Origin of the sequence: Qipengyuania gaetbuli (genome assembly GCF_020524765.1) — a bacterium.
GTDB classification, from domain to species: Bacteria; Pseudomonadota; Alphaproteobacteria; order Sphingomonadales; family Sphingomonadaceae; genus Qipengyuania; species Qipengyuania gaetbuli_A.
Map to the genome: position 1 here is coordinate 471,947 of NZ_JAIVLR010000001.1, position 20,448 is coordinate 492,394.

Annotated in this window: 18 protein-coding genes; 14 read left to right on the forward strand and 4 right to left on the reverse strand. The window is 67.1% G+C overall.

Annotation, left to right across the window (positions count from 1 at the left end):
• The first annotated feature begins 9 nt into the window (after positions 1 to 9).
• From LC083_RS02490 to LC083_RS02500, 3 genes are read left to right on the forward strand one after another with little or no spacing between them, the layout of a single operon-like run.
• A complete protein-coding gene (locus LC083_RS02490; RefSeq protein ID WP_226699049.1) occupies positions 10 to 900 on the forward strand; it encodes a pirin family protein in 891 nt (296 codons plus the stop codon).
• Between the two features lie 10 nt (positions 901 to 910).
• A complete protein-coding gene (locus tag LC083_RS02495; RefSeq protein ID WP_226699050.1) occupies positions 911 to 1,726 on the forward strand; it encodes an SDR family NAD(P)-dependent oxidoreductase in 816 nt (271 codons plus the stop codon).
• On the forward strand, positions 1,726 to 2,628 hold the full coding sequence (locus LC083_RS02500) for an alpha/beta fold hydrolase (RefSeq protein ID WP_226699051.1): 903 nt from the start codon (positions 1,726 to 1,728) through the stop codon (positions 2,626 to 2,628). The genes LC083_RS02495 and LC083_RS02500 overlap by 1 nt, the downstream gene beginning before the upstream one ends.
• Here LC083_RS02500 and LC083_RS02505 read toward each other — a convergent pair.
• Positions 2,625 to 3,692: a DUF2332 domain-containing protein gene (locus tag LC083_RS02505; RefSeq protein WP_226699052.1), complete on the reverse strand. Its 1,068-nt coding sequence runs from the start codon at positions 3,690 to 3,692 to the stop codon at positions 2,625 to 2,627. The genes LC083_RS02500 and LC083_RS02505 overlap by 4 nt on opposite strands.
• Positions 3,693 to 3,736: 44 nt before the next feature.
• On the opposite strand from LC083_RS02505, the gene hisG reads away from it, so the two are divergent.
• The 9 genes from hisG to LC083_RS02550 all read left to right on the forward strand — a co-directional run bounded on the left by hisG (position 3,737) and on the right by LC083_RS02550 (position 14,326).
• Positions 3,737 to 4,390, forward strand: a complete 654-nt coding sequence (gene hisG / locus LC083_RS02510; RefSeq protein WP_226699053.1) for an ATP phosphoribosyltransferase — start codon at positions 3,737 to 3,739, stop codon at positions 4,388 to 4,390.
• On the forward strand, positions 4,390 to 5,679 hold the full coding sequence (gene hisD, locus LC083_RS02515; protein WP_226699054.1) for a histidinol dehydrogenase: 1,290 nt from the start codon (positions 4,390 to 4,392) through the stop codon (positions 5,677 to 5,679). The genes hisG and hisD overlap by 1 nt, the downstream gene beginning before the upstream one ends.
• Positions 5,676 to 6,128 carry a transcription antitermination factor NusB gene (nusB, locus tag LC083_RS02520; protein ID WP_160607695.1) on the forward strand — a complete coding sequence of 151 codons (453 nt, stop codon included), beginning with the start codon at positions 5,676 to 5,678 and terminating at the stop codon, positions 6,126 to 6,128. Before hisD ends, nusB begins: the two co-directional genes overlap by 4 nt.
• A gap of 23 nt (positions 6,129 to 6,151) precedes the next feature.
• Entirely contained in the window at positions 6,152 to 6,988 is an 837-nt protein-coding gene (gene thiL, locus LC083_RS02525; RefSeq protein WP_226700002.1) for a thiamine-phosphate kinase, read from the forward strand.
• Between the two features lie 145 nt (positions 6,989 to 7,133).
• On the forward strand, positions 7,134 to 9,239 hold the full coding sequence (locus LC083_RS02530) for a sodium-translocating pyrophosphatase (RefSeq protein ID WP_226699055.1): 2,106 nt from the start codon (positions 7,134 to 7,136) through the stop codon (positions 9,237 to 9,239).
• 149 nt (positions 9,240 to 9,388) lie between these two features.
• Positions 9,389 to 10,552, forward strand: a complete 1,164-nt coding sequence (locus LC083_RS02535; RefSeq protein ID WP_226699056.1) for a GNAT family N-acetyltransferase — start codon at positions 9,389 to 9,391, stop codon at positions 10,550 to 10,552.
• Positions 10,549 to 11,388: a cupin-like domain-containing protein gene (locus LC083_RS02540; RefSeq protein WP_226699057.1), complete on the forward strand. Its 840-nt coding sequence runs from the start codon at positions 10,549 to 10,551 to the stop codon at positions 11,386 to 11,388. Before LC083_RS02535 ends, LC083_RS02540 begins: the two co-directional genes overlap by 4 nt.
• A 45-nt stretch (positions 11,389 to 11,433) precedes the next feature.
• Positions 11,434 to 12,348, forward strand: a complete 915-nt coding sequence (locus LC083_RS02545) for an acyl-CoA thioesterase (RefSeq protein WP_226699058.1) — start codon at positions 11,434 to 11,436, stop codon at positions 12,346 to 12,348.
• Positions 12,349 to 12,496: 148 nt separating this feature from the next.
• On the forward strand, positions 12,497 to 14,326 hold the full coding sequence (locus LC083_RS02550) for a DEAD/DEAH box helicase (protein ID WP_226699059.1): 1,830 nt from the start codon (positions 12,497 to 12,499) through the stop codon (positions 14,324 to 14,326).
• 30 nt (positions 14,327 to 14,356) lie between these two features.
• Here LC083_RS02550 and LC083_RS02555 read toward each other — a convergent pair whose 3' ends face one another.
• From LC083_RS02555 to uvrC, 3 genes are all read right to left on the reverse strand, one after another.
• Positions 14,357 to 15,175 (reverse strand): universal stress protein, encoded by an 819-nt coding sequence (locus LC083_RS02555; protein WP_224830923.1) that lies wholly within the window; start codon positions 15,173 to 15,175, stop codon positions 14,357 to 14,359.
• Between the two features lie 86 nt (positions 15,176 to 15,261).
• On the reverse strand, positions 15,262 to 15,945 hold the full coding sequence (locus LC083_RS02560; RefSeq protein ID WP_226699060.1) for a VTT domain-containing protein: 684 nt from the start codon (positions 15,943 to 15,945) through the stop codon (positions 15,262 to 15,264).
• A complete protein-coding gene (gene uvrC / locus LC083_RS02565; protein WP_226699061.1) occupies positions 15,932 to 17,890 on the reverse strand; it encodes an excinuclease ABC subunit UvrC in 1,959 nt (652 codons plus the stop codon). Before uvrC ends, LC083_RS02560 begins: the two co-directional genes overlap by 14 nt.
• Positions 17,891 to 17,970: 80 nt before the next feature.
• On the opposite strand from uvrC, the gene LC083_RS02570 reads away from it, so the two are divergent.
• Positions 17,971 to 19,254 carry an APC family permease gene (locus LC083_RS02570; RefSeq protein WP_226699062.1) on the forward strand — a complete coding sequence of 428 codons (1,284 nt, stop codon included), beginning with the start codon at positions 17,971 to 17,973 and terminating at the stop codon, positions 19,252 to 19,254.
• Positions 19,255 to 20,430, forward strand: coding sequence for an NAD(P)/FAD-dependent oxidoreductase (locus LC083_RS02575; protein ID WP_226699063.1), 1,176 nt, complete (start codon positions 19,255 to 19,257; stop codon positions 20,428 to 20,430). It abuts the gene before it with no gap.
• Positions 20,431 to 20,448 lie beyond the last annotated feature (18 nt).

The window sequence follows — 20,448 nt, forward strand, 5'->3', positions numbered from 1 at the left end:
GGAACCGAAATGAGCCAGATCGACCTGACGCTTACGCCGACAACCCACGACCTCGGCCAGTTCGAGGTCCGACGGGTTCTCCCGGCCAAGAAGCGGACGATGGTCGGTCCCTTCATCTTCGTCGACCAGTTCGGGCCTGCGCAGCTCGACCTCGGCACGGGCATGGACGTGCGCCCGCATCCGCACATCAATCTCGCCACCGTGACCTGGCTGTTCGAGGGCGCGATCGAGCACCGCGACAGTATCGGCAGCGTCTCGACCATCCGTCCGGGGCAGGTCAACCTGATGACCGCCGGGCGCGGCATCGTGCATTCCGAACGCTCGCCCGCGGCAGAGCGCAAGGCGGGGCCCAAGCTCTACGGCATGCAGACCTGGCTCGCCCTGCCCGACGGGCGCGAGGAAATCGACCCGGCCTTCGAGGCGGTGACCGAACTTCCCATCGTCGAGGACGGGCGCGCCCGGGCCATCGTCATCATGGGCGAGCTGTGGGGCGAACGCGCGCCGACCACCACCTATGCCGACACCATCTATGCCGAGATCATGCTGGAAGCGGGCGGCGCCATCCCGATCGAGGAAGACGCTGACGAACGCGCGCTGATGCTGGTCGGCGGCGAGGCGAGCGTCGACGGGCACGAGCTGGAGCAATACACGCTCAACATCCTCCAGCCCGGCCGCGACATGACGCTGGAAAGCAGGACCGGTGCGCGCGTCATGCTGCTGGGCGGCGAGGCGTTCGAGACCAAGCGTCATGCCTGGTGGAACTTCGTCAGCTCGCGCCGCGAGCGCATCCAGCAAGCCAAGGAAGACTGGCGCAACCACCGCTTCCCGGAAATCCCGGGCGATAGCGACGAGCGCATCGAACTGCCGGAAGGCGAGCCGAAGACCGTTACCTATCCTTGAGGGGGACCACATGAGTTTCGAGGGAAAGACCGCCTGGATCACCGGCGCATCGAGCGGGATCGGGGCCGCGCTGGCGAAGGAATGGGCCGCGCGCGGTGCAGCAATCATCCTGTCGGGCCGCGACGAGGCGCGCCTTGCCGAAGTCGCCGCCAGCCTGCCCACCGAAACGCTCCTCCTGCCCTTCGACGTGCGCGACGAAGCCGCAATGCAGGCCGCGACGGACAAGGCCACCGGCTGGAAGGGCCATGTCGATATCTTCGTTGCCAATGCCGGAATTTCGCAGCGCAGCCCGGCGGTCGACACCGCGATGCAGGTCTACCGCGACATCATCGAGGTCGACCTCACCGCGCAGATCGCCGCGACGCAGGCCTTGCTGCCGCATTTCACCGCGCGCGGCAGCGGGCATTTGATGTTCATCTCCTCCATCGCGGGCAAGGTCGGCGTGCCCATGCGCACGGCCTATTGCGCAGCCAAACACGGCCTCATCGGCTATGCCGACGCGCTGCGCGGCGAATTGTCGCAGAGCGGCGTCGCCGTCCACGTCGTGTGCCCCGGATCGGTCGCGACCGATGTCAGCCGGAACGCACTGACTGCCGACGGCAGCAAGCGCGGACGCAGCGACAAGGTCATCGACAACGGCATCCCCCCGCAAGAGGCCGCCCGCCGTATCATCGACGCAGTCGAAGCGGGCGAGCGCGAGATCATCGTGGCCGAAGGCATGGAGCAGGCGATGGGCGAAAGCCGCCGCACGCCCGATGCCATGTTCGACCAGGTCGCCGCCATGGTGGCCGCGGGCTACATGGAAAAGATGCAGGCGGAAGACTGATGGACTGGCCTCAGACCCGCGTCACGCTCGCCAACGGCATCGAGCTCGACACCGTCGACACCGGCCCGCGCGATGCGCCGGTGCTCATTTTCTTGCACGGCTTTCCCGAAAGCCACCGGACCTGGCGCCACCAGATCGCCCATTTCGAGGACCGCTACCGCTGCATCGCCGCCGACCAGCGGGGTTATCGCGGCTCGTCCAAGCCCGAAGGCGTGGACAGCTACACGCCCGACAAGATCGTGGGCGACGTCTTCCTGCTGGCGGACGCGCTGGGCGTCGACACCTTCACCATCGTCGGCCACGACTGGGGCGGCGCGATCGCCTGGGGCGTGGCGATGGCAGGCCAGATGACCGGCAAGGTCACGCGCGCGGTCGTCGCCAACGCACCGCACCACGCGGTCTTCCAGAAGCTGCTCTACACCTCCCCCGTCCAGCGCGAGGCGAGCCAGTACATGCGCGGTTTCCGCGATCCGGCGAAGGAGGCGCTGGTGCAGGAGAAAGGCCTCTTCGGTATCCTCGAGGATCAGATCCGCTGGGACGCGCCCGACAAGATGGAACCGGCAGAGCGCATGCGCCTGCTGGAGGACTGGCAGGACCGCGACGCGGCCATCGCCATGCTCAACTGGTACCGCGCCAGCCCGATCGACATCCCGCCGCTCGATGCGCCCTATGAAGTGCCCGAAGGCTGGGCGCCCGCGCCCTTCCCGCCGATTACCATCCCGACGCTGGTAATCTGGGCACAGGACGACCTCGCCCTGCCGCCAGAGAATACCGACGAGCTGGACCGGCACGTGTCCGACCTGACGCTGGTGAAGGTGCCCGATTGCGGCCACTTCGTGCCGTGGGAAGCGCCCGATGCGGTCAATTCCGCGATGGAGGAATTCTTCGCGCGTACCGGTTAGCCGCCGAGCCACTCCACCCACGCGCCGTGGGGATGTGCATTGGCGAGATGCACCAGGCTCTCCCCGCCGGGCCAGTAACGCACCTTGAGTTCGTGGGCGAAAGTCTCGCGATTGGTTTCGAGGCTGACATGGGCGAAGGGGTGATCCGCATCCGCACGCGCGCCAGCTTCCTGCATCGCCGCCTCGATCCGCGCCTGTGTCGCATCAGGCAGGTACTGCCACATGATCGAATGGGCGAGCACGCGGGTGACGCCTGCCTCCTGCTCGCGCGCCAGTTCCTGCTCGACCCAGTCGCCTGCATCCATGCGCTCGATGTCTGGCGGCATCTGCCTGGCGAGCGCAATCGCGGCATCGATCCGCGCCATGCGGCCGGTCGCCTCGGGCCAGACGTAGCTCTTGAGGCGCAGCGCCTCGGCCTCGTCGGTCAGGTCGACCGGCGCGATGTCGCTACCGCGCGCATCGGCGAACTCGATGGCAGTGGCAGGCGGCGGATTGCCGCGCCATTCGGGGGCAATCCGCATCCGGCTGGCCGACGGGCCCGTCTCGACCCCGCCGAGATCGTAGTGATAGCGGCCCATCATCGTGTTGATGCCCGCGCTCGCCCCGATTTCGAGGAATTCGAAGCGCGGCGTCGTCCGCCCGTCCGCCAGCCACAACAGTGCCGCGGCAAAGCTGGCCGAGCGGCCCGCCTCGTTGGTCTGCGGCGGCCCGTCGAGCCACGGCATCAGGCGCGCGTCATGCGCCTCCACGATCTCCAGCAGCAGCGCATCGACATCGGCCTGCGAGGCGACGCGTCCGGCATAGACGTCCGCCAGCCGCGGCTCCTCTCCCGTCAGCAGCAAGTTATGGATGCCGCCCGCTATACGCAGCGGCATGGCATCGCGCAGCGACAGTCCCTGCCAGGCGAAAATTCGCCGCGCGGTGGCCGCATCGCTCCCCTCCAGCGCCAGCAGTGCGCGGACCACCATCGCCGTTCCGGGAGCGCCGGCATTCTCGGCATGGCGGGCCTGCCATTCGATGGCTTCCGGCACCGATACGATTTCCATTACCGCGCCGTCAGCCATATGCGTTGCCCTTTCTGCCTCGTGTCACTATCTGCCGCCACGCAATGACCAACAGCCTGACCTTTGCCATTCCCAAGGGGCGCATCCTCGACGAGGCGCTGCCCGTGATGGCGCGTGCCGGGGTGGTGCCCGAGGATGGCTTTCACGACAAGGCCAACCGCTCGCTCACCTTCGCCACGACGCGCGACGACATGCGGCTGATCCGCGTGCGCGCCTTCGACGTAGCGACTTTCGTGGCGCATGGCGCAGCGCAACTGGGCATCGTCGGGTCCGACGTGATCGAGGAGTTCGACTATGCCGAACTCTACGCGCCGGTCGATCTCGACATCGGCCACTGCCATCTCGCCGTGGCGGAGCCGAAGGGCGCGCAAGACACCGGCAGCGCCAGCCACCTGCGCGTTGCGACCAAGTATCCCAACATCACCCGCCGCCATTTCGAGCGGATGGGCATCCAGGCCGAGTGCGTGAAGCTGAACGGGGCGATGGAAATCGCGCCGGAACTGGGACTTGCAGGCCGCATCGTCGACCTCGTCTCGACTGGCACGACGCTGCGCGAGAACGGGCTCGTCGAAACCAGCCGCATCATGGACATTTCCGCGCGCCTGATCGTCAACCGCGCCGCGCTGAAGACCGATCCGCGCGTCGCCGCACTGGTCGAAACCTTCCGCGCCATCAGCGAAGAGCGGAGCGCCGCCTGATGCTGCTGCTGAAGACGAGCGACGAAAGCTTCGAGGCGAAGTTCACCAAGGTCGTGCGCGACCGCCGCGAAAGTGACACGCAGGTCGGCCGCGACGTGTCCGCCATCCTCCACGAGGTGCGCGAACGCGGCGACAAGGCCTTGGTGGAGTACACCACGCGCTTCGACGGCCACAATCTCTCCACCGAGGACGACTGGTCGATCTCGAAGGAAACCTGCGAGGAAGCCTACAAGGCGCTCGACGCGGACCTGCGCGAGGCGCTGGAAACCGCTGCCGAGCGCATCCGCGCCTATCATGAAGGCCAGCTGCCCGAAGACCGCGACTATACCGATGCCATCGGCATGCGGCTCGGCGCGCGCTGGACCGCGGTCGATGCGGCGGGCCTCTACGTCCCCGGCGGGCGCGCGGCTTATCCGTCCTCGCTGCTGATGAACGCCATTCCCGCCAAGGTCGCAGGCGTCGGGCGCCTCGTCGTCACGACCCCCACGCCCAAGGGCGAGGTGAACCCGCTGGTGCTGGCCGCCGCGCATATCGCCGGGGTGGACGAGATCTACCGCGTCGGAGGGGCGCAGGCCGTGGCCGCGCTCGCCTATGGCACGCAGCGCATCAAGCGTGTCGATGTCGTGACCGGCCCCGGCAATGCCTGGGTCGCGGAAGCCAAGCGCCAGCTTTACGGCGTGGTCGGCATCGACATGGTTGCAGGGCCGAGCGAAATCCTCGTGATCGCGGACGGGAAGAACAATCCCGAATGGATTGCCGCCGACCTCCTGAGCCAGGCCGAACACGACCCGACCAGCCAGTCGATCCTGATCACCGACGATGCGCGTTTTGCTGCGCAGGTCGAAGATGCGGTCGACCTTGCCCTGATGAAGCTGCCGACCGCCAAGACGGCACGGGCCAGCTGGGACGCGCATGGCCTGATCGTCGTGGTCGACAGCCTCGATGACGCGATACCGCTCGCCGACCGGCTGGCCGCCGAACACGTCGAGATCGCCGTGGACGATCCCGAGCCGCTGTTCGCGAAGCTGCGTCATGCAGGCAGCGTCTTCCTCGGCCGAAATACGCCCGAAGCCGTCGGCGACTACATTGCCGGGCCCAACCACGTCCTTCCCACCGGCCGCCGCGCGCGTTTTGCGAGCGGGTTGTCGGTACTCGACTTCATGAAGCGCACCAGCTTCATCGGTGCCAGCCAGGGCGCGCTCGAAGCCATCGGGCCCGCCGCCGTGCGCCTTGCCGAGGCGGAAGGCCTCCCAGCGCACGCCCTTTCGATTTCCAAGAGACTGTCATGAGCAACAACCCCCGTTCGCAAGCCCGCAGCGCCGCCCGCCTTGGCGCCGTCCAGGCGCTTTACCAGCAGCAGATGGAAGGCACGGCCACCGCCCGCCTCCTCGACGAATTCCACCAGCATCGCCTCGGCAAGGTGATCGAGGACGAGGAATATGCCGAGGCCGATGTCGAGTTCTTCGACGATATCGTGAAGGGCGTCGATGCCCGCCGCGGCGAGATCGACGATTTGATCGCCGCGCGCCTCGCCTCTGGCTGGACGCTCGCCCGTCTCGACAAGACCATGCTGCAGATCCTGCGCGCCGGCAGCTACGAACTGCTCGCCCGCGCCGACGTGCCCATGGCCGCCGCGATCAGCGAATATGTCGATGTCGCCAAGGCCTTCTTCGACGACCGCGAGGCGAAGTTCGTCAACGGCATCCTCGACGCGGTCGCTAAAGAGATCGGACGCTGAACGAAGGCGCCTTCATCGAGGCGCTGAAGGCGCTGGCCACCTCTCCCGCCGCGCGCGGGCTCGAAGACGATGCCGCCGTGCTGCAACTGGGCAGCGAGACGCTGGTCCTCACCCACGACACCATGGTCGAGGGCGTGCACACGCTCGACGGGCAGGACCCCGCCGACGTGGCGTGGAAGCTGGTCGCGGTGAACCTGTCCGACCTTGCCGCCAAGGGCGCTCAGCCGCTCGGCCTGCTGGTGTCACACATGCTTGGCGATGACGACCACCGTTTCGTCGAAGGGCTTCGTGCCGTCTGCACCGAATACGGCGTGCCCCTGCTAGGCGGCGACACCGTGCGCAACGAAGGCACGCGCGCCTGGGGCTGCACCGCCATCGGCCGGGCGACCCACGTACCCGTCCCCTCGCGCAGCGGCGCACGGGCCGGCGATGCAGTCTATCTGGGCGGCCCGATCGGTCAGGCCCTGCTGGGCTTCGAGGCGCTGCGCGACGGGACCGGCGGGGACGAGAGCGCCTATTGCCGCCCGCGCCCGCAGCTGGAACTCGGGCAGGCGCTCGCCCCCCGCGTAAGGGCCATGATGGACGTGTCGGATGGCCTCCTGCTCGATGCCTCGCGCATCGCGCGGGCGAGCGGAGTGACGCTCCACCTCGACAGCGATTCCATCGCGTCCATGGCGCCCGATGGCAGGCTCGATGAGGCCATGCGCTGGGGTGACGACTACGTCCTGCTCGCCACCGGACCGGAGGGACTTGACGCCCACCATCCGGTCACGCGCATCGGCACGGTGCTGGCGCAGGGCGACGAGCCCTTGCTGCTCGACGGATCGCCGCCCGAAGGCAAACTCGGCTACACGCACTGATATTGCCCGATAGCCGGGCAAAAACCCCGCAAAGCCGCCTTTTCGGGCCTTGTCAGGCAAGGTTTGGCCCTTATACCCCTCGGCAACGTGCTCCGACGTCTCCCATGTCGGGTTGCATAATCAAAAAACGGGAGGGGACATTTTCGTGGACTTAGTTCTCATAGCCATCGTGCTGGGACTGCTTGCCGTCGTGTACGGCATCTTCACCAGCCGCCAGGTGCTCAATTCGGGTGCCGGTAATGAAAAGATGCAGGAAATCGCCGGCGCCATCCAGGAGGGTGCGCAGGCCTATCTGAAGCGCCAGTACACCACCATCGCCTTCGTCGGCGTGGTCGTGGCCGTGCTCGTATTCGTCTTCCTCGGGATGATTCCCGCGGTCGGCTTCGTCATCGGCGCGATCCTGTCGGGCGTCGCGGGCTTCATCGGGATGAACATCTCGGTGCGCTCGAACGTGCGTACCGCAGCCGCGGCGCAGAGCGGATTGCAGCAGGGCCTGACCCTCGCCTTCCGCGCCGGTGCCATCACCGGCCTGCTTGTCGCCGGCCTCGCGCTGCTCGCGATCGCGGTGTTCTTCTGGTACCTGACCGGCCCCGCTGGCCTCGCTGCCAATGACCGCCACGTGATCGACGGCCTCGTCGGCCTTGCCTTCGGCGCTTCGCTGATTTCGATCTTCGCGCGTCTGGGTGGCGGTATCTTCACCAAGGCCGCAGACGTCGGCGCCGACCTCGTCGGCAAGGTCGAGGCAGGTATCCCCGAAGACGATCCGCGCAACCCCGCCGTGATCGCCGACAACGTTGGCGACAACGTGGGCGACTGCGCCGGCATGGCTGCCGACCTGTTCGAAACCTATGTCGTGACCGTCGGCGCCACCATGGTGCTGACCGCGCTGCTGCTGGCCGGCCTCGGCGACCTGCTGATGCCGATGATGGCCCTGCCCCTGCTGATCGGCGGTGCCTGCATCCTGACCAGCATCATCGGGACCTATTTCGTGCGCCTCGGCAACGGGACGAATGTGATGGGCGCGATGTACAAGGGCTTCGGCGTCACCGCCGTCCTGTCGATCCCGCTGATCTACTTCGTGATGCAGTTCGCCCTCGGCGGCGACATGACGAGCGTGATCAACGGCGGCACCGACATGGTTCCGTTCAACGGCATGGACCTGTTCTGGTGCTCGGTCATCGGCCTTGCCATCACGGGTCTCATCATCTGGATCACCGAGTACTACACCGGCACGAACTTCCGTCCGGTCCGCTCGATCGCCAAGGCTTCGGAAACGGGCCACGGCACCAACGTGATCCAGGGCCTTGCCATCAGCCTTGAATCGACCGCGCTGCCGACGATCCTGATCGTTGCCGGCATCATCGTCACCTACCAGCTCGCAGGGCTCATGGGCATCGCCTATGCCGCCACCGCAATGCTGGCGCTGGCGGGCATGGTCGTGGCGCTCGACGCCTATGGCCCCGTCACCGACAATGCCGGCGGCATCGCCGAAATGGCCGGTCTCGACGACAGCGTTCGCGAGAAGACCGACCTGCTCGACGCCGTGGGCAACACCACCAAGGCCGTGACCAAGGGTTATGCCATCGGCTCGGCCGGCCTTGCCGCGCTGGTGCTGTTTGCTGCCTACACCACCGACCTTCGGGAATTCTTCCCGGATGCCGAGGTGAACTTCAGCCTCGAGAACCCCTACGTCATCGTGGGCCTGCTGCTCGGCGCGCTGCTCCCGTACCTGTTCGGTGCGATGGGCATGACCGCCGTGGGCCGTGCAGCGGGCGACGTGGTGGTCGACGTGCGCGACCAGTTCGCCAACAACCCGGGCATCATGACCTACGAATCCAAGCCGGACTATGCCCGGACCGTGGACCTCGTGACCAAGGCCGCGATCAAGGAAATGATCATTCCTTCGATGCTGCCGGTGCTCGCACCGATCGTAGTCTACTACGTGATCACCCTGATCGCGGGCCAGGACAACGGCTTTGCGGCGCTGGGCGCACTGCTGCTCGGCGTGATCGTCGGCGGTCTGTTCGTGGCGCTTTCCATGACCGCCGGTGGCGGCGCATGGGACAATGCCAAGAAGTACATCGAAGACGGCAATCACGGCGGCAAGGGCTCGGAAGCCCACAAGGCTGCCGTGACCGGCGATACCGTGGGCGATCCCTACAAGGATACCGCAGGTCCGGCCGTGAACCCGATGATCAAGATCACCAACATCGTTGCCTTGCTGCTGCTCGCAGCGCTTGCAGCCGGCTGATCTTAACCTCTGAAAACAAAGGGGGCGGCGGCATCCACGGGTGCCGCCGCCCTTTTTCATGGGTCGGTGTTAACCGCTTTTGTGTGTTCCCGTGGTACACATATTCCTGAAGGAAGGGCGCAGCCTGCGACCCTCAACAGGATTGGACGATGAGCCGGCATCCGCTGCCCGTTCAGGATGATCAGCGGCGTGCCAGTGGCGCGTGCCCGCTGGCGGACGGCTTCCATCTGCGGTCCTGGCGCGATCCGGAAGTGGGATTGCTGGCGGACAGCTGGGATGACCTGGCTGCACATGCCAGCACGCCGAACCCCTTCTACGAACGCTGGTATCTCATGCCCTCGCTGACCGCTTTCGACCCCGATGGGCAGACAGGTCTCGGCCTATTCGTAGCCGACGGAAAGCTGCGCGGCCTGATCCCGATCGCGCGCAGCACGTCTTACCACGGGCGGCGATTGCCGCATCTTGCCGGGTGGCTCCATCCCAACATCTTCAGCGGCAACCCGCTCATTGCAACGGGCGAGGAGCAGCGCTTCTGGTCCGCCTGTCTCGACTGGCTCGACGCGGCTGCCGGCGATGCCCTGTTCTTCCACCTACGCAGTGCCTCTGTGGGCGAGCCGCTGGTCGAAGCTCTCGCGCAGGAGTGCCGGAAGCGCGGCCGATCGATGCGCAAGGTCTATGGGGGTGAGCGTGCAGAGCTGCGCAGCCCGCTCGACCCCGCGACATACCTCGCCCGCGCCATGACCGCCAAGGCCCGCAAGGAACTGCGCCGCCAGCGCAAGCGCCTTGCCGAACTGGGCCGGATCGAATGGCGGCAGGATCGCGGCGAGACGGGTCTCGACGACTGGACCGCAGACTTTCTCGCGCTCGAACAGCGGGGCTGGAAAGGCTCGGCCGGCTCCGCGCTGGCCGACGACCAGCGCACGGCGGAGCTTTTCCGGCAGGCGCTTGCCGGTGCCGCTGCCACGGGCCGCCTCGAACGGCTGGCGCTGACCTGCGATGACCGTCCGATCGCCATGCTTGCGACCTTCCTGTCCCCGCCCGGTGCCTTCGCCTTCAAGACCGCCTTCGACGAGGATTTCGCCCGCTTTTCGCCGGGCCTGCAGTTGCAGGTCGAGAATTTGGCCCTGCTCGGGGACGGGGCAATCGACTGGTGCGACAGCTGTGCCGAGCCCGGCCATTCGATGATCGAGCGCATCTGGATGGAGCGCCGCCCCTTCGCCTATTACACCATCCCCATCGGCAGCGGCATCCGGCGCAAGGTCGGCGGGGCGCTCGCCTGGCTGGAAGAGCGCAAGCAGGAGAAACGGGCATGAGCGTGTTCCCGCCCGAGACACTGGCCCGCTTTGCATCGGCCTATCCAGAGCGCCCCCATACGCTGGCCCATGCGCTGGGCGAGGACGAGCGGCTGACGCTGGACGCGCTGGCCACCCTCGCCTCCCGGCTTCCCGCCGCCAGTCTCGAATACAACCGCGGCAATTTGCCCATCGGCGTCGACGGAAAGCCCGCCCCGAACGGGCTCTCGATCGAGGACACGATCCGCCATATCGCCAGCAGCGACAGCTGGGCCGTGCTCAAGAACATCGAACAGGTCCCGGCCTATCGCGACCTGCTGCTCGACCTGCTGGAGGAGCTGCGCCCCGCGATCGAGGCGAAGACGGGCGAGATGCTGACTCCGCAAGGCTTCATCTTCATCTCCAGCCCCGACGCCATGACGCCGTACCATTTCGACCCGGAGCACAATATCCTGCTGCAGCTGGTCGGTTCGAAGACGATGACGCAATTTCCCGCAGGCGATGCGCGCTTCGCCCCCGACACGGTGCACGAGAGCTATCACCTTGGCGGACCGCGCGAACTGCCGTGGTCGAATACGCTGCTGGAGGGCGGCACGCCCTTCGCCATCGGGCCCGGTGAAGCCGTCTACGTGCCGGTCATGGCGCCGCATTTCGTGCGCAACGGGCCAGCCAGTTCGATCTCGCTCTCGATCACCTGGCGCAGCGAATGGAGCTATGCCGAAAGCGCGGCGCGCTGCTTCAACGGGACGCTGCGCCGCTTCGGGTTGAGCCCGCGCCCCCCCGGGCGCTGGCCGCAGGGCAACACCGGCAAGTCGCTTGCATGGAGGGCCCTGCGCCGCCTGCGCAAGACAGGCTGAACGCGCCTGCTTGACGGTTATCGCGCAGCATCCCAAAGCGCCTGCGTGACCGACACCAAGACTCCCGAACAGCTCGTCGCCGGCCTCGTCCGGCTGCTTACCGTGGCCACTGCGGGCCAGGACCGCTTTACCGGCCGACAGCAGCCGGGCGGCATCGGCCGCGTGTTCGGTGGGCAAGTGGTCGCGCAGGCCCTGCAAGCCGCACAGGCAACCGCGCCGGAAGGGATGGAGGCGCATTCGCTCCACGCCTATTTCCTGCGTGGCGGGCGCGAAGGGGTGGACATCGACTACAAGGTCGCGTCCGACTTCGACGGCCGCAGCTTCGCCAACCGGCGGGTCGTCGCACGCCAGCAGGTCGGCGAAGGCGAGGCGTCCGCGATCCTCAACCTCACGGCCAGCTTCCAGAAGCCGGAAGAGGGGCTGGAGCACGCCGACAGCCCCATGCCCGATGTCGCGCCGCCCGAGGACCTCGTCCCCGACACAGAGCTGCGCCGCCGTTTCCTCGAACAGATGGGCGAGGTTTCCGAGGTGCAGCGCACCCTGATGCTGCGCCCCCGCCCGATCGAGATGCGCACCTCCGACAAGCTGCACTGGATGAACGCAGAGCCCAAGCCGCCGGCCGCCCACAGCTGGTTCAGGGCCGTGGCCCCGCTGCCGCCGATCGAGGACGACCCGGCGATCCACCGCGCAGTCATCGCCTATGCCAGCGACTTCACGCTGCTCGGCACCAGCGCCCTGCCCCACGGCCTTTCCTGGGCCCGCGGCGAGCTGAAGGGCGCCAGCCTCGACCACGCCATCTGGTTCCACCGCCCGGCCCGCGCCGACGAATGGCTGCTCTATGCCACCGACAGCCCGTGGAGCGGCGGCGGGCGCGGCTTCAACCGCGGGCGCATCTTCAACCGCGAAGGCCAGCTCGTCGCCAGCGTGGCGCAGGAAGGCGTCATCCGCCGCGCGAAATAGGCCGGCAGCGGCACCTCGCCGCGCCCTTCATTTCGCACCTGCAAAAAACTTGCAGCCAAACGCTGCGCTTTGCGCTATAGGGCTCGCTTTGCAGCGCCCGTGACAGGCACAATGCCGCCCTGCGCTCCCCCCGTTGAAACGAGTATCCATGTCTTTCGAACACCTTCCCGCGCCCATCGGCGATGCTCTCGCCGCGCGCGGATATGCCGCGCTTACCCCCGTCCAGGCCGCCGTCGTCGAGCCGGAAGCGCAGGGCCGCGACCTCATCGTGTCCGCCCAGACCGGCAGCGGCAAGACCGTCGCTTTCGGCCTCGCGCTGGCTGACGCCCTGCTGGCCGAAACCGCGACCCTGCCGCTGGTCGAGCGCCCGCTCGCCCTCGTCGTTGCACCGACGCGCGAACTGGCGCTGCAGGTCAGCCGCGAACTCGGCTGGCTCTATGCCGAAGCCGGCCTGCGCATCGCCACCTGCGTGGGCGGGATGGATGCGAGCAAGGAACGCCGCAACCTGCGCGCGGGCCCGGCCATCGTCGTCGGCACGCCCGGCCGCCTGCGCGACCATCTCGAACGCGGTTCGCTCGACCTCACCGGCCTGCTCGGCGTGGTGCTCGACGAAGCGGACGAGATGCTCGACATGGGCTTCCGCGAAGACCTCGAAGAACTGCTCGACGCAGCGCCCGAAACGCGCCGCACGCTGCTGTTCTCCGCCACCATGCCCAAGCCAATCGAACGGCTGGCCGAACGCTACCAGACCGATGCCCTGCGCCTGACGCTGCGCGGCGAGGATCGCGGCCACGGCGACATCGCCTACCAGTGCATTACCGTCGGCCCGGCCGAGATCGAGAACGCGGTGGTCAACCTGCTGCGCTTCCACGAGGCGGAAACGGCCATCCTGTTCTGCGCCACGCGCGACAATGTGCGCCGCATGCACGCGACCCTGCAGGAACGCGGCTTCGGCGTCGTGGCGCTGTCGGGCGAGCATTCGCAGAGCGAGCGCAACCAGGCGCTGCAGGCCCTGCGCGACCGCCGCGCACGCGTCTGCGTGGCGACCGACGTCGCTGCACGCGGCATCGACCTGCCCACGCTCAGCCTCGTCATCCATGTCGAGATCCCGCGCGATGCGGAAACGCTGCAGCACCGCTCGGGCCGTACCGGCCGCGCCGGCAAGAAGGGCACCGCCGCCATCGTGGTCCCCTACAACCGCCGCCGCCGCGTCGAAGGCATGCTGCGCGGCGCGAATATCGCTGCCGAATGGATGGACGCGCCCACGCCCGAGGCGATCCGCGCCAAGGACAAGACGCGCCTGATGGAACGCCTGACCGAACCGCGCGACGTGTCGGACGATGACCGCGAACTGGCCGCCGACCTCCTCGGCCGGATGCCGCCGGAAGACATCGCCGCCGCGCTCGTCCACTCGCTGCGCGCCAGCTTGCCGGAACCCGAAGAGCTCGCCTCGAACACGCCGGAAGGCCGCGAAAAGGCCAAGCAGGACCGCCACCGCCCCGGCTTCGAGGACGTGGTCTGGTTCAAGATCGGCGTCGGTCGCCGCCAGAATGCAGAGCCGCGCTGGATCCTGCCGCTGCTCTGCCGCCGCGGCCACATCACCCGCAACGAAATCGGCGCGATCCGCATCGGCCAGCACGAAAGCTGGTTCCAGGTGCCCAGCACCATCGCGCCCAAGTTTGCGCAGGCCGTCGCTCGCACTGCCTCTGCCGAGGACGAGCAGGACGCGATCCCGATCGAGGAAGCACCCGAAGGCCCTCGCATCGAAGCGCGCCAGAACCGCAAGTTCGGCAATCGCGACAATGCCGACGGCCCGCGCGTGCGGCCCAAGCCCTTCGGCAAAGGCCCCGGAAAAGGCCCCGGCAAGGGTCCGGGCCACAAACCCGGCGCACCGTTCCGCAAGGGTCCCGGCAAGGGGCCGGCCAAGGGCAAGAAGTTTGCCGGCAAGTTCAAGGGCGGCAAGCCCGCCCGCGACTGACGCTTAACAGGTATTGCCGCTTCCTGCTGCTCAGTGCTTGAGCAGCAGGGGGATCTTCACATCGGTCAGCATTTCGCGCGTTACGCCGCCGAACAGGCGTTCGGCGAGGCGCATGCGGCCATAGGCACCCATCACGATCAGCCCCGCGCCGCGCGTGTCGGCCGCGCTCTGGATGGCATGGGCGACGCCCTTGTCGTCGGGGGCCAGCTGGACCAGTTCGCAGGCGATGCCGTGGCGCGAGAGGTAGTCGGCCCCGCGCAGCGGCGGCAGGTCGAACTCCTTCTTCTCCTTCTTCCCCTCGCCGACCATGACGAGGTAGACGTTGGACATCTTCGCCAGCAGCGGCACGGCCGAACGCAGCGCGTGCGAGGCTTCGGGCGAACCGTCCCAGGCGACGATTGCGGGCTTGTCGAAATCGATCCGCTCGCATTCGTCGGGCAGGACCAGCACCGGGCAATCGGTGCCCAGCGCGACCTCGCCCGCGGTGAAGGACGGCGCCTTGCCGCCGCCGCGCGGCTCACGCTCGCCGATGACGACGAGATCCGCCAGCGCCGAGAACCGCAACAGCGAGAGCGAGACCGGCCCCGCCGTCTCGACGAATTCCCACGGCACGCCTTCATTGGCGAGATCGGCCTCGGTCTTCTCGCGCAGCTTCTTCGCCTCGTCGCGCCAGATCGGGACCATGGCCGCAAAGGCAGCGCCATAGGGATCGATCGTGCCCGCGGCCTCGTAGGGAACGGCATTGAGCAACGTCAGGTGCCCGTCGAACACCCGCGCCAGGTCGAGCGCGAGATCGAGCCGGCGGGCATGGCCCTTGTCGGCATAGGCATTGAACAGGATCGATTTCATGGCGCGTCTCCCAATGCGGTGCATCGTCCCGGAAAGGGGGGATATCCGGGCCTGATGACGCTATTGTAGCATGGAGCGTCGCAGCCTCATTGACCTGCATCAATCTGACGCCGCACCAGACGTACCACGCCATAGGCAGCGAGCGACAACAGCGGAATGCCGAGTGTCGCCACGGTAAGCAGCCGCTCGGGGTCCGCATCGGCCAGAAGGACGGGTAGGCCCGCGTAGAGCGGTGCCAGCAGCGCATTGGCAAGTCCGACGGACAGCAGGAACCGGAGAAACGGAAAGCGGGCGATACCCGCCGCGACCAGCACGACTTCGCCGATCACCGGCACGGGCCGCGTTCCGAACAGGATCAGGCCGGACAGGCTGCCGGCGCGGGCCTCTGCTGCGGCAAGGTCGGCCTCGCCCACCACCCGGCGGGCCAGCGGCCGACCGGCAAGGCGGCCGATGGCGTAGTTGATGCAGCTTGCCAGCATGATGCCGCACCATGTCGCGAAGGCTGCGAGCGGCCACGACAGCGCCGTGCCTGCCAGTGCGCCGATAAGCCCGTGCGGGATCATCGCGACGGCATCGAGGCCCAGTAAACCGACGACGAGGGCAAAGGCAGCCGCAGGGCTGACCGAACCGAGTTCGGCGGCCTGTTCGACGAGGAAGCTCGCCAGCGGCCAGACCAGCAGCATCGGCAGGACGAACAGCACGAAGGCGAGCCCGACCAGCCGCAACCAGCGGCGCAGCGTGCCCGTGCCCCCGTCCCTATCCGCCGGCATGGTAGAAGTCGTAGATCTGCCGCGCGACGCTGTCGGAGATGCCGGGCGCGCGCTTCAGATCGTCTAGCGCGGCGGCACGGACCTTGCCCGCCGTGCCGAAGTGCAACAGCAGCGCGCGCTTGCGCGAAGGGCCGATGCCCGGGATCTCGTCCAGCGGGGACGCGGTAATCGCGCGGCTGCGCTTGGCGCGGTGGGCGCCGATGGCATAGCGGTGGACCTCGTCGCGCAGGGTCTGGAGGTAGAACAGCAGCTGCGAATTGACCGGCAGCGTCTTTTCGCGCCCGTCGGGGAAATGGAACACCTCGCGCCCTTCGCGGCCATGGTGCGGGCCCTTGGCGATGGCGATCAGCGGCACGTTCTCGATCCCCATCTCTTCCAGCGTGTCGCGCACGGAGGACATCTGCCCCTTGCCCCCGTCGATCAGGACGAGGTCGGGCCAGACCGTCTCATGGCTGTTCTTCTTGCCCGCATCGCCGTCGGGGTTCTCTGCAAGGTTGCGGAACCGGCGCGCCATGACTTCGCGCATCATGCCGAAATCGTCATTGGTCTGCGCGGTCTTGATGTTGAACTTGCGGTACTGGCCCTTCTCGAAGCCTTCGGGGCTGGCAACGACCATCGCGCCCAGTGCCTTGTCGCCCTGGATGTGGCTGTTGTCGTAAACCTCGATGCGCTGCGGCACCTCGTCCAGCTCGAGGAATTCGGCGAGTTCGCGCAGGATCTTCGCCTTGGTGCCGCTTTCGGCCAGCCGCCGGTCGAGCGCTTCCACCGCATTGCGCTGCGCCTGCTGCATCAGCTTGCGGCGGTCGCCGCGCTGCGGGATCGAGATGGCGACCACGTGGCCGGCCTTTTCCGCCAGCGCCTCGGCGATCAGTTCCTGCTCGGCCAGTTCGCGGTCGACGAGGATCGTGCGCGGCGGCGGCACTTCTTCGTAGAATTGCAGCAGGACGTCGGCCAGCACCTCCTCGTGATCGAGGTCGCCGGTGTTGCGCGGGAAGAAGGCGCGGTGCCCCCAGTTCTGCCCGCCGCGGATGAAGAAGGCCTGCACGCCGATCTGCCCGCCCTTGGCAGCCAGTGCGAAGACATCGGCATCGCCGACGCCGCTGGCATTGATCGCCTGTGACCCTTGGATAAAGGTCGCCGCGCGCAGCCGGTCGCGCAGGATGGCGGCAGTCTCGAAATCAAGATCTTCTGCCGCCTTCGCCATCTGCTTTTCGATATTGGCCTGTACTGCGCCCGATTTTCCCGACAGGAAGTCCTTCGCTTCCTGCACGAGGGCGTCATAGCCCTTCTCGTCGATCCGCCCGACGCAGGGGGCCGAACACCGCTTGATCTGGTAAAGCAGGCAGGGCCGGTCGCGATTGTTGAAGAAGCTGTCGGTGCAGCTCCTCAGCAGGAACAGTTTCTGCAGCGCGTTCAATGTTTTGTTGACCGATCCGGCGCTGGCGAAGGGGCCGTAGTAATTGCCCTTTGCCCGCCGCGCGCCGCGATGCTTCTGGATGCGCGGGAAGGCATGGTCGGCGCGCAGCAGGATGAAGGGGAAGCTCTTGTCGTCGCGCAGCAGCACGTTGAACGGCGGGCGGTAGCGCTTGATCAGCTGCGCTTCGAGGAGCAGCGCCTCGGCTTCCGAATTGGTGACGACGATTTCCATCGCGCGGCACTGGCTGACCATGCGCTGGAGCCGGTTCGAAAGCCCTTTCACCTGAGTGTAATTGGCCACGCGCGCCTTCAGGCTGCGGGCCTTGCCGACGTACAGCACGTCGCCGCGCGTATCGAGCATGCGGTAGACGCCCGGCCGCGGCTTGAGCGTCTTCACCGTTTCGCGGATCGCCGTGATGCCCGCTTCGAGGTCGGGCTGGGCGCTGGCCACGACCTTGGTCGCGCGTTCCTCGTGGAACCGCTCCTTGCCTCTCGGGTCGTTGGGGGATCCGGCCTTGCTGCGCGACATGGGGCCTTCAGATAGTGCGCCATTGCGGCTTAGGCAAAGGCCTGCTTGTGCAAAGCCGCGTTTCGCGCCATCCCCCCGGCATGAACGGACAGAAAATCGCGCCGCCGCGCACGGTGGGCTTCTGGGGCACTTCACTGTTTCCCCTCAATGGCATGATCGGGGCGGGCATCTTCGCCCTGCCCGCAGTGCTGGTCGCCGCGGTCGGCAATTTCGCGCCGTGGATGATGCTGATCGGCGGGATCCTCTTCCTGCCGCTGGCCCTGTGCTACGCCTGGATGGCGAGCCGGTTCGAACACAGCGGCGGTTCGGTGCTTTATGGCGAGGCGGCGTTCGGGCGCTTCGTCGGCTTCCAGGCCGGCTGGGCGCGCTATGCCAGCGCGATCGTGACCGCCGCAGCCAACATGCACGTCATGGTGGCCTATCTCGCCGCGCTCTTCCCCGGCCTCGACGATCCGGTGATCGCACCGCTGGCGGTGGCGTTGGGCCTTGCGATCATCACCATCATCAACCTCTACGGCATGCGCGCGTCGGTCGGGACGCTGGGCGTGATGACCGCGATAAAGCTGCTGCCGCTGGGCGCGCTTGTCGTGTCCGCATTCTTCGCCGGTGGCGAGCTGGGTGCGGTGACCCTGCCCGAATTCAGCGCGGTGGAAAGTGTCATCCTGCTCACCTTCTACGCCTTCATCGGCTTCGAAGGCGTGGTAGAGGCGGCGGGCGAGTTCAAGGATCCCAAGCGCGACGTGCCGCGCTCGATCATCTTCATGGTCTCGGGCGTGACGCTGATCTACATGGCGGTCATCTGGGCCTTCATCCTGATCGGCCCGGAATTCGCGGGCGAGAACAATGCGCTGGCCGGTTCCGCCGGAGCGTCGATGGGGCAAGCCGGATCGCTCGCCATCGTGATTGCCGCCAGCTTCAGCATCGGTGCCAACAATTTCGCCAGCGGGGTCGCGCAGCCGCGCCTGATGTACGGCATGGCCGAGCGGGGCATGCTGCCGCGCTGGTTCGAATATGTGCACCCGCGCTTCCTCACCCCCTCCAACGCGATCCTGTTCTACGGCGTGCTGGCCGTGCTGTTCGGCCTGTGGGAAGGGTTCGAGGTGCTGGCCGTGGCCGGCACGCTGGTGCGCCTCATCACCTATATCGTGACCAGCCTCGCCCTTCCGGTGCTCGAACATCGCGAGGGGCGGATCGTGCCTTTCCACCTGTTCTGCGTCATCGTCGCGGTGGGCAGTTCGCTGTTCATCGCCTCTCAGGCGCAGGCGCAGTCGTGGATGGTGCTGGGAGGCTTCTTCGCTGCTGGGACGCTGCTCTACTTCATCGCCGCGCGCCAGAAGCCGGAATATCCGCTCGACGAGGCCTGAGTGTCCGAAAGCTACGATGCGATAATCCTCGGCGCGGGCGCGGCCGGGCTGATGTGCGCCGCGCGTGCAGGGCAGCGCGGGCGCCGCGTGCTCGTGCTCGAGAAGGCGGAGAAGCCCGGCAAGAAGATCCTGATTTCGGGCGGCGGCCGGTGCAATTTCACCAATATCGGCGCGGGGCCGGCGAACTACCTGTCCTCCAATCCGCATTTCGCCAAGTCGGCGCTAGCCCGCTACACGCCGCGCGACTTCCTCGAACTGGTCGAAAGCTACGGCATCGCCTGGCACGAGAAGACGCTCGGCCAGCTGTTCTGCGACGGCTCGTCGAAGCAGATCGTCGAGATGCTGCTGGAGGAATGCGCCAAGGGAGGCGTCGATATACGCTGCAATGCCGAAGTCACCGCGGTCGAGCATGACGGGGACCGGTTCGCCGTCATGGCCAGCGGGCAAGTGGCTATCGCGCCGAGCCTCGTCATCGCGACGGGTGGCCCCTCCATTCCGAAAATGGGCGCGACCGGCTTCGCCTATGACCTCGCCCGCCAGTTCGGCCTCAAGGTGGTGGAACCACGCCCTGCCCTCGTCCCGCTGACGCTGGGCGGCGAGGAAGTGCTGTTCCGCGAGATTTCGGGCGTATCCGCGCCGGTCGTCGCCACTGCGGGCAAGGCCAGTTTTCCCGAAGCCGCTCTGTTCACGCATCGCGGCCTGTCCGGCCCGGCGATCCTGCAGGCTTCGTCCTACTGGAAGCCGGGCGAACCGGTGGTCATCGATTTCCTGCCCGACCGGCAGGGCGACTGGCTGCTCGATGCGAAGCGCGATGCGCCGCGCGCGACCCTGCGTTCGCTGTTGCGGGATGCATTGCCGGACCGTCTGGCCGACATCCTTGCAGAAAAGCTGGGGATCGAAACCGAACTCGGCAATGCGAGCGACAAGGCGCTGAGGGCAGCGCAGGAGCGGCTGAAGCGCTGGACTTTCCACCCCAACGGGACCGAAGGCTTCGCCAAGGCAGAAGTGACCGTGGGCGGTATCTCGACTGCCGAACTGTCCTCCAAGACCATGGAAACAAAACGCATTCCCGGCCTCTTCGCGATCGGCGAGGCGGTCGATGTGACGGGCTGGCTGGGCGGCTACAACTTCCAGTGGGCTTGGGCGAGCGGCGTGGCCGCAGCCGAAGCATTGTGACACTCCTGCCCTAGCGGA